This is a genomic window from Thalassotalea castellviae (assembly GCF_031846185.1).
Classification (GTDB): Bacteria; Pseudomonadota; Gammaproteobacteria; order Enterobacterales; family Alteromonadaceae; genus Thalassotalea_H; species Thalassotalea_H castellviae.
Genome location: NZ_JAVRIF010000001.1, coordinates 142,952 through 156,195 on the forward strand (window position 1 = coordinate 142,952; position 13,244 = coordinate 156,195).

10 protein-coding genes are annotated in these 13,244 nt (G+C 37.6%); 7 read left to right on the forward strand and 3 right to left on the reverse strand.

Annotation, left to right across the window (positions count from 1 at the left end; genetic code table 11):
• Nucleotides 1-349 precede the first annotated feature (349 nt).
• From ccoN to ccoS, 7 genes are all read left to right on the forward strand, one after another.
• Nucleotides 350-1,771, forward strand: coding sequence for a cytochrome-c oxidase, cbb3-type subunit I (gene ccoN, locus RM573_RS00635; protein WP_311575707.1), 1,422 nt, complete (start codon nt 350-352; stop codon nt 1,769-1,771).
• 11 nt (nt 1,772-1,782) lie between these two features.
• Nucleotides 1,783-2,427 carry a cytochrome-c oxidase, cbb3-type subunit II gene (gene ccoO / locus RM573_RS00640; RefSeq protein WP_311575711.1) on the forward strand — a complete coding sequence of 215 codons (645 nt, stop codon included), beginning with the start codon at nt 1,783-1,785 and terminating at the stop codon, nt 2,425-2,427.
• Nucleotide 2,428: 1 nt separating this feature from the next.
• Nucleotides 2,429-2,605, forward strand: coding sequence for a cbb3-type cytochrome oxidase subunit 3 (locus RM573_RS00645; RefSeq protein WP_311575713.1), 177 nt, complete (start codon nt 2,429-2,431; stop codon nt 2,603-2,605).
• On the forward strand, nt 2,598-3,566 hold the full coding sequence (gene ccoP / locus RM573_RS00650) for a cytochrome-c oxidase, cbb3-type subunit III (protein ID WP_311575717.1): 969 nt from the start codon (nt 2,598-2,600) through the stop codon (nt 3,564-3,566). The genes RM573_RS00645 and ccoP overlap by 8 nt, the downstream gene beginning before the upstream one ends.
• Before the next feature lie 112 nt (nt 3,567-3,678).
• Nucleotides 3,679-4,173: a FixH family protein gene (locus tag RM573_RS00655; protein WP_311575723.1), complete on the forward strand. Its 495-nt coding sequence runs from the start codon at nt 3,679-3,681 to the stop codon at nt 4,171-4,173.
• Nucleotides 4,174-4,181: 8 nt separating this feature from the next.
• On the forward strand, nt 4,182-6,599 hold the full coding sequence (locus tag RM573_RS00660) for a heavy metal translocating P-type ATPase (RefSeq protein WP_311575729.1): 2,418 nt from the start codon (nt 4,182-4,184) through the stop codon (nt 6,597-6,599).
• Nucleotides 6,600-6,605: 6 nt separating this feature from the next.
• The gene (ccoS, locus tag RM573_RS00665) at nt 6,606-6,815 is read left to right on the forward strand and encodes a cbb3-type cytochrome oxidase assembly protein CcoS (RefSeq protein ID WP_311575735.1); all 210 of its coding nucleotides are present in this window, start codon (nt 6,606-6,608) and stop codon (nt 6,813-6,815) included.
• Nucleotides 6,816-6,846: 31 nt separating this feature from the next.
• Here ccoS and RM573_RS00670 read toward each other — a convergent pair whose 3' ends face one another.
• From RM573_RS00670 to RM573_RS00680, 3 genes are all read right to left on the reverse strand, one after another.
• Complete coding sequence (locus RM573_RS00670; protein WP_311575739.1) at nt 6,847-7,107, reverse strand: DUF2999 family protein; 261 nt, start codon at nt 7,105-7,107, stop codon at nt 6,847-6,849.
• Nucleotides 7,108-7,185: 78 nt separating this feature from the next.
• Complete coding sequence (pyrD, locus tag RM573_RS00675) at nt 7,186-8,196, reverse strand: quinone-dependent dihydroorotate dehydrogenase (RefSeq protein WP_311575742.1); 1,011 nt, start codon at nt 8,194-8,196, stop codon at nt 7,186-7,188.
• Between the two features lie 55 nt (nt 8,197-8,251).
• A complete protein-coding gene (locus RM573_RS00680; protein WP_311575745.1) occupies nt 8,252-13,093 on the reverse strand; it encodes an NAD-glutamate dehydrogenase in 4,842 nt (1,613 codons plus the stop codon).
• Between the last annotated feature and the right edge of the window lie 151 nt (nt 13,094-13,244).

The window sequence follows — 13,244 nt, forward strand, 5'->3', positions numbered from 1 at the left end:
CAGCTAATGGTATTTTTACATATCAAAATTAAACTTTCATCTAGCTTAACCCTAATATCTAGTCTACAGTTTTTTATAATTATTTGTTTTTAGTTCAATAATTAAACGATCGTGTATTAATCATAAAATTTAATCAAAGGTAAATCCTTTTTATTGATTTAAATCATATTTTTTCATTGATCTAAATCAACTCCAAAAGGTAAAATTACACGTGATATAATACGTTACGCTCAAAAAATGTGATTTATATCATACTCACGAAAACTATTGAGAAATATATAAGCTGAAATCTTTCATTACTTATTTTTCAACATATAGTAAAACTAACTTTGTTAACGGAACAATAAAAATGACAACAACGCTTGATCAGCCGTCATATAACTTTGATGTAGTAAAACAATTTACCGTCATGACAGTTATTTGGGGATTCGTTGGTACGCTTGTCGGTGTCCTTATTGCCGCTCAATTAATTTGGCCAGCATTAAATTTTGAAACACCATGGTTAACCTACTCCCGACTTCGCCCACTTCATACTAACGCAGTAATTTTTGCTTTTGGTACAAGTGCCTTATTTGCTACCTCATATTATGTTGTACAGCGTACTTGTAAAACAACGTTGTTTGGTGGCAAGCTTGCGTCATTCACCTTCTGGGGATGGCAGGCTGTCATTTTATTGGCCATTATCACTTTGCCTTTAGGTTATACCAGTAGTAAAGAATATGCTGAATTAGAATGGCCAATTGATATTTTAATTGCCGTCGTATGGGTGAGTTATGCCATTGTATTTTTCGGCACCCTACTAAATCGTAAGACTTCCCATATTTATGTGGCAAACTGGTTTTTTGGTGGCTTCATATTAACGGTTGCAGTATTACATATTGGTAACAGTATGGTCATCCCTGTTTCTATGATGAAGTCTTATTCAATATATTCAGGTGCTATCGATGCCATGATGCAATGGTGGTATGGCCATAATGCCGTTGGTTTCTTATTAACAGCTGGTTTCTTGGGGATGATGTACTACTTTGTTCCTAAACAAGCCGAGCGCCCTGTTTATTCGTATCGTTTATCTATTGTGCATTTTTGGGCATTAGTTTCATTATATATATGGGCTGGACCTCATCACCTTCATTACACAGCGTTACCAGATTGGGCTCAATCAGTTGGTATGGTAATGTCTATTGTATTATTCCTTCCATCTTGGGGTGGTATGATCAACGGTATTATGACGTTGTCAGGTGCATGGCATAAGCTTCGTCACGACCCTATTCTTCGCTTTTTAATCGTTTCATTATCCTTCTATGGCATGTCTACTTTTGAAGGGCCAATGATGGCAATAAAATCTGTAAATGCCCTGTCACACTACACTGACTGGACTATCGGCCATGTACATTCGGGTGCTTTAGGTTGGGTTGCTATGGTTTCAATTGGTGCGATGTACCATTTAATTCCAGTTCTCTTTAACCAAGGTCGTATGTACAGTATTCGTTTGATCAATACTCATTTCTGGTTACATACTACCGGTGTTGTTCTTTATATCGTCGCTATGTGGATATCAGGCGTTATGCAAGGGTTAATGTGGCGCGCGGTCAATACCGATGGCACATTGACTTATTCTTTTGTCGAAAGTTTAACGGCTTCATATCCATTCTACTTTATCCGCTTCGTAGGTGGTGTATTTGTTGTTGCTGGCTTTGTTTTAATGGCCTACAACATGTTTAAAACAATTCAAGCGAAAGACAATAGTCTTAAGCCTTTAGAAGTAGCCTAAGGAGACGAAACATGACCAATAAACATGAAAAAGTCGAAAAAAATGTAGGCTTATTTTTTATATTCACTATTTTAGCGATCAGTGTTGGTGGTTTAGTAGAAATTACCCCATTATTTTTCCAAAAAGCGACAACCACACCGGTTGATAATTTGCGCCCATATACCGCGTTAGAAATGGAAGGACGTGACATATATATTCGTGAAGGTTGTAATGTTTGTCATAGCCAAATGATCCGTCCATTTCGTGCAGAAACAGAGCGCTATGGTCACTATTCTGTTGCGGGTGAAACGGTATGGGAACATCCATTTTTATGGGGTTCTAAAAGAACAGGGCCTGATTTAGCTCGTGTAGGCGGTCGTTACAGTGATGACTGGCATAGAGCACATCTTATCGACCCTCGTTCTGTTGTGCCTGAATCAAATATGCCTTCATTTAAGTGGTTAGACGAAAATAAACTTGATGGGAAGTTAACGGCTAAGAAATTAGAAACGTTTAATTTTTTAACACGGAATAAAACCCATAAAGACGAACAAGGTAAGGCTATTCCATTATATTCGGCAAAAGATATTGCCAAGGCGCAGTCTGATGTCAATGGAAAAACTGAGATGGAAGCGTTGATTGCATATTTACAGTCACTTGGTCACGCGTTGAAATAATATGGATTACGGCACGCTTAGAGGCGTAATTACAGTAATCATTTTGGCACTTTTTATCATCATTGTGGTCTGGTCGTACAGCAAAAAACGTAAATCTTCGTTTGATAAAGCGGCCAACTCGATTTTTGAAGAAGATCACAAAGAAGAAACTAACAAGCAGGAAAATAACAATGTCTAGCTTCTGGAGTATTTGGATAAGCGTTCTTTCACTCGGTACTTTAATAGGTTGTTACTTATTATTGCGGATGTGTTTAAAGAATTTTGCTGATGTGGAAGAAGGTGAGTCAACAGGACATAACTTCGACGGTATAGAAGAATTAAACAACCCATTACCAAAATGGTGGAGCACATTCTTTTTAATCACCATCATTTGGGGCTTCGGTTACTTACTTGTATACCCTGGTTTAGGTAACTGGCAAGGACTATTTGGTTGGACAAGTTCAAACCAAGGGATATTAAACCTTGAAGAGTCGAGAGCTAAAGCTGAATACGCCAAAGAAAATAACTTAATCGTTCAATATGATATGGAAGTCAAAGCTGCAGACGCTAAATTCGGGCCTATTTTCGAAGCGTTTGCTGCTCGCGATATTCAAGAGTTAGCAACAGATGAAGAAGCATTGAAAGTGGGACAACGTTTGTTTTTACAAAACTGTTCACAATGTCATGGTTCTGATGCACATGGAACAACCGGCTTTCCTAACCTTGCCGATAATGATTGGCTATATGGTGGCTCACCTGATGCTATTAAAGCAAGTATTATGCATGGCCGCAAAGCTCAAGGGATGATCGGTTGGGAAACTATGCTCGGTGGTGCCCAAGGCGTTAAAGATGTTGCAGCTTACGTAATGAGTTTGAGTGGTCGAGAAGTTGATCCGGACTCTGCTAAGGCTGGACAAGAAAAGTTCGCGATGTGTGCGGGTTGTCATGGCGTCGACGGTACAGGCAGTACAGCGATGGGCTTACCGCTTGGTGCACCAAATTTAACAGATAATATTTGGTTATATGGCGGTTCACCGCGCGTTATTGAACAATCAATTCGTCATGGTCGTTCAGGTGTTATGCCAGCATGGAAAGATATTTTAGGAGAGCAAAAAGTGCATGTGATCAGTGCTTATATTTATAGCCTCTCACAGAATTAACTCTTTCTTTTAAGAACAGAGAGCCTTAGTGAATTCACTAAGGCTTTTTTATTGGTCACGCTAGAACAAAGTTAGTATAATATCCTCTCTTTAATTGGTAATAAGTAAATACATGAAAACGTCGTGGTACAAAGAGCCTTGGGCTTGGTTAGTTTTTTTTCTTCCTTTATCAGCTGTTGTTGCCGGTATTGCGACATTAATTATTGCAAACACAGATCCTGATACCTTAGTCGTCGGTGATTACTACAAAAAAGGTAAAGCAATCAATTTAGAGTTAACGAAAATTAAACATGCCCAAAAGTTAGGAATGGCATTTGCGTTGAAATTTGATAATCAAGAATTAGTGATCAAACCTACCGGTATCGATAAAGAATTCCCCTTACTTAATGTCAATTTTTATCACCCCACTCAACAAGAAAAAGATTTCTATTTTGCTATGACAGCTGACGCTTCTGGTGTTTTTAGGCAAATTATTGAAAAAGACATCTCAGGTAAGTGGCGGATCACCATCAGTCCATTTGAGAACCACTGGAAAATTCAAAATACTATTTCACTTCCTCAAGCAAATTTTATTGATATTTTACCTAAGCCATTCGAAGCTAATTAACGAAAAACATGTCCATAAATTGTTTTCACTGTGATGAAACTATCCCGAAAGGTATTTCACTGTTTGTAAATATCGACGGTATTGAACAACCTATGTGTTGTATTGGCTGTCAAGCCGTTGCCCGTACTATTGTTGATAATGCCCTGACGGATTATTATCGTTTTCGTACAGAGCCAGCAACGAAGAGTGATAACTTAGTACCCGAGCAATTAAAACGAACGGCTTTATTAGACGATAAAAGCTTGCAGGATGAGTTTGCTTATAATGATGGAGAATATCGTGAAACAATTTTAACCATTGAAGGAATAAGCTGTGCAGCATGTGCTTGGTTAATTGAAATGCAGTTGAGCAAACTGAACGGATTGATCAGCATAAATGTGAATGCTACGACACAACGCGCCACCATTAAATGGCAAGACAGCCATGTCAAACTCAGTGAAATATTGAACGCCATTGATAACATCGGTTATAAAGCTCAACCTTTCAAAGCAAGTAATGTTGAGAAAACGAATCAAAAAACCAGTAAAGCATTTATCAAACGGTTAGGAATTTCGGGTATCTTGATGATGCAAGTGATGATGATAGCGGTTGGTTTATATTTTGGTGCATTCTCAGATATGGCTGAACATAACTTGGTGTATTTACGATATATTAGCCTGTTTCTCACCTTACCTATTATCAGTTATGGTGCTTTTCCTTTTTATAAAGGCGCGGTTAATGCATTAAAAGTTAAACGCTTATCCATGGATGTTCCCGTTTCTATTGCTATTATCTTAGCTTTCACAGCAAGTGCTTGGGCAACCATTAATCAAAGTGGCGAAGTGTATTTTGAGTCCGTTTCCATGTTCACTTTTTTACTATTAATCGGCAAGTTCTTAGAGTTTAGAGCACGAAATAGAGCAGCAGAAGTATCTTCTAACCTACTGAAATTAATGCCTATGACAGCATTACGTATTCACGATGGAAAAGAAGAGTTTATTATTGCGCGTAAATTAGTACCCGGCGATACCGTTATCATCAAACCAGGCGAAACAATTCCAGCTGATGGCATTATTACCTCAGGTTTAAGTCAAATTAACGAAGCGATGTTATCTGGGGAGCAAAAGCCGATCACCAAAAAACGTGGCGAGAAAGTTTTTGCTGGTACCATTAACGGCGATGGTAACTTGCTTATCGAAGTTATCCAAGCAGGTCAGCATTCATTTCTCAGTCAACTAATACGCATTAGTGAGGCCTCTCAAGCACATAAACCTAAATTAGCTAAACTTTCAGATAAAATCGCGCAATACTTTGTCGCCGTAATTTTACTAACGGCGATAGCAACTGCATGGTATTGGCAGCAACATTTACCGGAAGAAGCTTTCTGGATCACACTTTCGGTACTAGTAGCGACTTGTCCCTGCGCACTTTCATTAGCAACACCTACGGCTCTTACCTGTGCAACGACTCGTTTGAACCGTTCTGGGATCATGATCAAATCGTCTCACGTTATGGAAACTATTCCGGCGATTGACCTGATAGCTTTTGATAAAACAGGCACTCTTACCTCAGGTGATTTTGTCATTAATAAGCATGTTATTATTGATGAAACTTATTCAAAAGACTCGCTTTTAGCATATGCTGCCGTTCTCGAAGCACAGTCAGAGCATCCTATAGCCAAAGCTTTTAGTCCTTATAGAGATTATTCTTATATCGCTAACAATATCGAAATATTAGCCGGTATAGGAGTCGTTGGTACCGTAAATGGCTTGAATATCTCAATAGGAAAACCAACATGGTTCCTGCATTCAACTGAGCACATCCAAGAAAGTGAAAAACAAATTTGTCAGCAATATAACGATGCACAATGCTTACTTGCTATTAATGGTAAATTAGCCGCGGCATTTTACTTAAAAGATAAGGTTAGAAAACAAGCTCCACCATTGATAAAGCAATTACGCCAAGCGAACATCAACACATGTATGTTATCGGGTGATCACCAAGCTGGTTGTGAAAAGACACAATCTATCGTTCAACTCGATAGCATTTATAGTCAATTAACGGCCACTGAGAAAATGGATAAAATTAAGCAATTACAACAAAGTCATACTGTTGCTATGGTGGGAGATGGTATTAACGATACACCTGTGTTTGGGGCTGCTCATGTTTCAATTGCAATGGGAAGTGGCACAGATATAGCTAAAAGTGGCGCCGATGTCATTTTACTTAACAATAATTTATCATCCGTTTATACGCTTAAAACAATTGCTAATAAAACCAAGCGGATAATTTGGCAAAACTATGGTTGGGCGTTTGGTTATAATGCGATTGTATTACCACTTGCCGTTTCAGGACATATCACACCCTATATGGCAGTTATTGGTATGTCATTAAGCTCGATTCTAGTGATAAGCAACTCATTACGCTTATTAACAATAAAGGATTAACAATTCATGAGTATTATTTATGTCTTGATCCCTATTGCTATTTTATTAACGGCAATCGGCATATATTTGTTTTTTTGGGCGGTGAAAACGGATCAATTTGAAGATCTAGAAAAACAAGGCTTCAGTATTTTATTTGATGATGAAAAAGTTGACCCACAGAAAAAAAGTCAACATTTAGAGAAGAATAAGCAAGCTAACAAAGAGGAGTTGCCTTAACTTGCTTATTAATAAACATCTCGATAATGATTTAGCTTTGGCTTGCTTTTAATTTCTCTTTCGCCTGCTCCACTTTTGAAAAATCTAAGCCTAGCTCATCAACCGCTTCTTTGATCAAATCAGGGTTTGTCATGAGCATCATCATTAACCCTTGTAATTTATCGGTTGGAATACCTAACGATTGTATCGTTCCCATCGCTGTAATGGGGTTTTCGGTTAACGCTTGAAAGACTTCGGCAATTTTTTCATCGCTGATATTCAATTCTTTCAATGTTTCAATAATCGGGTTCATACAACTTATTCCTTACTTTTTAATAATATAGCCAAAATCTTTCGTTTTGACTGATTAATTCGTTATTTGACAGAGAAATTATAATGCTCTCACGATATCTTTAATAAGTTCAGGGCCTTGATATATAAATCCAGTATATATTTGAACTAACGCGGCACCTGCAGCTACTTTTTCTTGTGCATCTTGCCCACTAGCAATACCACCAACACCGATAATGGGTAATTTATTATCAAGTGCTTGCGCTAAAAACTTAATCACTTGCGTGCTTTTATCTTTAACCGGTTGTCCACTTAAACCGCCCTGTTCGTTGCCATGTTCTAATTCCTCAACGCCTTCACGGGATAAAGTCGTATTAGTTGCAATCACGCCATCAATATCATTTTCTATCAAACATTCGGCAATTGATAAAATTTCAGGCTCAGTTAAATCAGGAGCAATCTTAACAGCAATGGGCACATACTTGTCATACTGTTTCGCTAATGCCGTTTGTTCTTCTTTCAACGCGGACAATAATTCATTTAGTGCTTCACCATATTGTAAAGAACGAAGTCCTGGCGTGTTTGGCGAAGAGATATTGACGGTAATATAACTCGCAAAGTTATATACCTTGCGCATACAGTAAATGTAATCATCTTTAGCATTTTCATCGGGAGTGTCTTTATTTTTGCCAATATTAATGCCTAGTATGCCTTTAAATTTAGCTTTACGAACTTGGTTAACAAGATAATCGACACCTTTATTATTAAAGCCCATACGATTAATGACAGCATCAGCTTCAGGTAATCGAAATATTCTTGGTTTGTCGTTTCCCGGTTGTGGCCGTGGCGTAACTGTGCCTACTTCAACAAAACCAAAGCCCATATCATCAAATGCGCGAATACATTCACCATTTTTATCTAAGCCAGCCGCTAAGCCGCAAGGGTTAGGAAAATGAATACCCATCACTTGTTTTGGTTTTTCTACAACCGTTTGTTTATAAGGAAAGTTTAAAGGTGTTCCACCGGTTGACTTCAGACTTTTAATGGTTAATTCATGAATGGTTTCTGGGTCAAACTTGAAAAAAACTTTACGAATAGCAGAATACAACATATCACCTCTAAATTATAAATTAAAAAAATCCCCGCAAGTGCGGGGATTCTATCATTTATTTGCTCGGATCACAGTTTAAACTTAATAACATCAATTCTCTAAGTGCCACTGAAAACTTAGCAAACTCATGTGTTTGCCCTACTCTGAAATCATCCAATATATGGTTCCAACGTTCTAACGGTTGTTGGTTAGACTCAATCCAATCATCTAACATGGCTTCCACATTTTTGCCTTTTAGATCTGTACGAAGAATAACTGCGGTGATTGAACGTTGCTGCCAATCTAACTCTTCTCTAAAGGATGCTCTAGCAAGTGCTTGCCAATGATTAGAAACAGGTTGTTTAGTAATTTGATCTAAGAACCAGTGTAAGTTCAATCGAGCCCCAAGCTTAAAGTAAACATCAGCCACTAACTCAACAGAGCGGCCATCGTGCTCAGTTAATTCAGCGATATCCATGACTGAGAATAAGGTGCTCAGTTGAGAGATACGTTTTGCCACTTTCTTAGGCGCGCCGGCATTAATCAAATCAGTTTCAACACGTTTTAATTGTTCAACTTCTTTGTCAATCATAAATTTATGAAGGTTATCTGCGAGCACTTTAAATGTTGAACTGTAGTACTTTATAGATTGTTCAATATCTAATGATTTATCTCTATGACGCAAGAACCAGCGAGTGGCGCGTCGTACCGTCCTTCTTAACTGAAATAACATTTCAGTTTGTACCATAGTGGAAATCTTGTTATCTAAGTCACTGATTGATTTCCATACTTGAGACATTTCAAAAATCGCACTAGCCATTGCATAGCAATTAGCAATTTCAGCAACGGATGCCCCCGTTTCTTCATTCATTCGATTAACAAAATTAAAGCCCATATCATTACCGATATTATTGGCAAGCTGTGTAGCAATAATTTCAGCACGAAGTGGATGGTCTTGCATTTCTGCACTGTATTTATTTTGTAATTGCTTGGGAAATGCTTCAATTAATAATCTATCGTGATAAGGGTTATCCGTTATTTCAGGACAAACTAAATCTTCTTTAAGTACCATTTTGCTATAAGCAAGTAACACGGATAACTCAGGACGAGTCAGCCCTTTACCTTGTGCTAATCGATCCGCTAACTCTTCGTCATTAGGAATAAACTCTAATGCTCTGTCTAGCTTGCCACTGCGTTCTAAATCGTGAATAAAGCGAGTTTGCTCTTTTAACTGATTAACACCGCGTTGGTTAGTAATAGAAAGTGAATGCGTTTGACGGTAACAATCATCTAACACGATTTCTGACACTTCGTCAGTCATATCATAAAGTATTTTATTTCGTTGTTTGACCGTTAAGTCGCCACTTTGTACTAAGCCATTTAATAAAATTTTAATATTAACTTCGTTATCTGAGCAATCTACACCACCAGCATTATCTACCGCGTCAGTATTGATCCGACCGCCTTTAATCGCGTATTCAATTCTCCCAAGCTGGGTTAAACCAAGGTTGCCACCTTCACCCACAATTTTAGCTTGCAGTTGTGAGCCATTAATACGTAATGAATCATTGGCTCGATCACCCACTTCAAGATGACTTTCTTTACTTGATTTAACGTAAGTTCCGATACCACCATTCCATAGCAAATCAACTTTCATCATCAAAATGGCTTGGATCAGCTCATTAGGTGACATAGATTGCTTTTGCGTACCTAACATTTTCTTGATTTGAGGCGTTAATTTCAGTGATTTAGCCGAGCGTTTAAATAAAGCTCCACCTTCAGAAATCAAGCTTTGATCATAATCTTCCCAGCTACAACCAGGTAAATTAAATAACCTTTCACGCTCAACATATGAGCTTGCTGCATCAGGAGTTGGATCAATAAAAATATGTAAATGGTTAAAAGCAGCCTGTAAACGGATATGTTTAGATAACAGCATGCCATTACCAAAAACATCGCCAGCCATATCTCCTATACCAATACAGGTAAAATCAGTTGTTTGACAGTCAATATCCATCTCACGGAAATGACGTTTCACCGATTCCCACGCACCTTTTGCAGTAATACCCATGCCTTTATGGTCATAACCTACACTACCACCAGAAGCAAAGGCATCTCCCATCCAAAAGTTATATTCGTCTGAGATACCATTCGCGATATCTGAAAAGGTTGCTGTACCTTTATCTGCTGCAACAACTAAATACGGATCATCTTCATCTAAACGAACAACATTTTCAGGAGGCACGATTTCACCCGCGACGATATTATCTGTGATATCTAACAAACCTCGAATAAAGGTTCGATAACACTCTTTACCGGCCTCAAATATCTCGTTTCTATCACCTTCAGGCAATTGTTTACAAACAAAACCACCTTTGGCACCTACAGGCACGATCACGGTATTTTTAACTTGTTGTGCCTTCACTAAACCAAGGACTTCTGTACGGAAATCTTCTCGTCTATCAGACCAACGTAAACCACCACGTGCAACTTTTCCGCCACGTAAATGAACCCCTTCAACTTGTGGAGAATAGACAAAAATCTCAAATGCGGGGATTGGTTGAGGAACATCAGTTATTAACGAAGGTGTAATTTTAAATGAAATATAAGATTTTTCGCCCGTTTGTGGATGCGGTTGGAAATAGTTGGTTCGAATAGTCGCATTGATCATTTCGACAAATCGACGAATAATTCTATCATCATCTAAATTGGCAACATTATCTAATGAGCTTTCAATTTCAGCTAAAACTTTATTGATCGCTTTTTCACTGGTTTTTGCATGAGGATCAAAACGTAAATTAAATAAATTAATTAACAGCTCTGCAATATTAGGATAGCGGGCAAAAGTATCTTCGATATAGTTTTGACTAAAAGTACCACCAATTTGACGCTCGTATTTTGCAAATGCACGTAATATTGATACTTCTCGACCGGCTAACTCAGCACCCAGTATTAAACGGTTAAATCCGTCATCTTCAAGTTTACCCGCCCACACTTTAGCGAATGCATCTTGAAATAAATTTTGCACTTTTTCTAAGTTAAATTTCCCGTTACCGGTAAGCAACATAGAAAAATCTAAAATCCAACACATTTCACCATCTAAGGTACGGACTAAATGTGGACTTTCACCAATGACACGTAAACCAAAATTTTCTAACATAGGTAATACGTCAGATAAGTGTAATGGCTCACCTTTATGAAATAATTTTAACTTAACAAAACGACTATCTGCTTTTTCTTCTTGTGGTTGATAAAAAAGCATTTCGAGTTCGTTGTTATTTGAAATTGATTCTAATTTTTCAATATCTACGATCGCTGAGCCTGGCAATACTTCATCTTTATACGCTTGTGGGAAACTCACGTATTTACGGCTTAACTCTTTACCTTGGGCTTCACCTTTATGCGAATTTAATGATTCGGCTAATTTATCATCCCAGCTTCGCGCGGCTTCGTTTAAATTCTTTTCAATTTCTTTCACGTTAATATCTGCTTTAGTTGTTTTAACACGAACAATATAATGTGTTCTTGCTTGCGCTGATTCTGAAAAATAGGTCGTAAACTCAACTTCTTGATCACTCCCAAACGCTTCTTTCAATAATGCTTGAGTTTTTATGCGTAAGGCGGTGTTGTATCGCTCTCTTGGTACATAAACCATACAAGAATAAAATCGATTGAACGCATCTCGTCGAATAAACAATCCAGAGTAATCGCGTTCTTGCATTTGATAAATGCCTAACACGTTATTTAATAATTCTTCTGTATCAGATTGTAAAATTTCATCGCGCGGATACGTTTCAAGAATATTGATTAACGTCTTATAAGCATGTGTACCTGCAGCAAAACCGGAAGCTTGGCAAACACTTACAACTTTAGATTTTATTAACGGTAAATCTAACGCGCTATTGGTATAATAGGCTGAGCCAAATAGACCAACAAACCTTTCTTCACCAGTAACATTACCTTTGTTATCGAAACGCTTAATACCGATATAATCGAGATGCGCTGGACGATGTACACGTGAACGTGAATTGGTTTTGGTTAAAATCAGTAAATTATTGCCCAAGGCTAATTCACGGGCAGATTCACTTAACTTAGACAGTAAACGCTCTTTTGTACCGCTTGAACGCTTCATCAAGCCAAGACTTGAATCCACATTGGCCGATAATGCCATATCACCACTTAAGGTTTGAACATCATAAGAACGGTAACCTAATAAGGTAAAGTTATTATCAAGTAACCATTCTAAAAACTCTAAGCTATCTGTTTGTTCTTTTTTGCTACAAGGCACTTTCGCTTTTTTGGTTTCGCTTATCACTTCACTTAAGCGATTTTGCATGCTTTGCCAGTCATTCACCGTAATATCAATATCACTAACAACAGAATGAAGTTCACTAGCAATATTATCTAATACTTCTTGTTCAGACTGTCTATCTATCTCAATAAAGAAAACCGTTTCTATTGAAGTTGATTTCATTTTTTTATCAGAAGCAGCTGATAACTGAGTAATATTATGATCTTTATCTCTGATTAACTTAATCGGACTATTAAGCATCAAATGAGGAGTGACACCTAATCGACTCAAGGCAATACGAATCGAGTCAACTAAAAATGGCATATCACGAATGATAACTTCAATGATGGTATGGCTTGATTTCCAGCCATGCTTTGACACTTGAGGGTTGAACACTTTTATGATCGGAGTGCTATCTTGATGATCATTAAGAGAGTTCCATAAACTTAAAGTCGCACCGTACATATCGCTGTCGTTACGATGGGCTAAGTCTAACGTGGAAATATTTTTATAAAGTAAATTTGAAAATTGCTCAACTAAAGGAGCTGTTTCAGAAGGTACTTTCTTTTGAATTAACTGTACTACATTAGATAGTATCACTGAGGGTAAACCGTCTACTAACGCCATGCCGTTTTCCTTTTTGGATAACACGCTTCAATAATTTGTGTATTAAGTTCTTTAATAATTTTTATGGTTATATCTATCAAATTAAACCTATGTTTAACAGGATAGACTATATATTGAATTTTATTAGTAATTTTAGGGTATTGCGAGCATT

Coding starts and splice junctions, on each gene's coding strand:
- ccoN (WP_311575707.1), top strand. CDS start 350: ATGACAACAACGCTTGATCAGCCGTCATATAACTTTGATGTAGTAAAA.
- ccoO (WP_311575711.1), top strand. CDS start 1,783: ATGACCAATAAACATGAAAAAGTCGAAAAAAATGTAGGCTTATTTTTT.
- RM573_RS00645 (WP_311575713.1), top strand. CDS start 2,429: ATGGATTACGGCACGCTTAGAGGCGTAATTACAGTAATCATTTTGGCA.
- ccoP (WP_311575717.1), top strand. CDS start 2,598: ATGTCTAGCTTCTGGAGTATTTGGATAAGCGTTCTTTCACTCGGTACT.
- RM573_RS00655 (WP_311575723.1), top strand. CDS start 3,679: ATGAAAACGTCGTGGTACAAAGAGCCTTGGGCTTGGTTAGTTTTTTTT.
- RM573_RS00660 (WP_311575729.1), top strand. CDS start 4,182: ATGTCCATAAATTGTTTTCACTGTGATGAAACTATCCCGAAAGGTATT.
- ccoS (WP_311575735.1), top strand. CDS start 6,606: ATGAGTATTATTTATGTCTTGATCCCTATTGCTATTTTATTAACGGCA.
- RM573_RS00670 (WP_311575739.1), bottom strand. CDS start 7,107: ATGAACCCGATTATTGAAACATTGAAAGAATTGAATATCAGCGATGAA.
- pyrD (WP_311575742.1), bottom strand. CDS start 8,196: ATGTTGTATTCTGCTATTCGTAAAGTTTTTTTCAAGTTTGACCCAGAA.
- RM573_RS00680 (WP_311575745.1), bottom strand. CDS start 13,093: ATGGCGTTAGTAGACGGTTTACCCTCAGTGATACTATCTAATGTAGTA.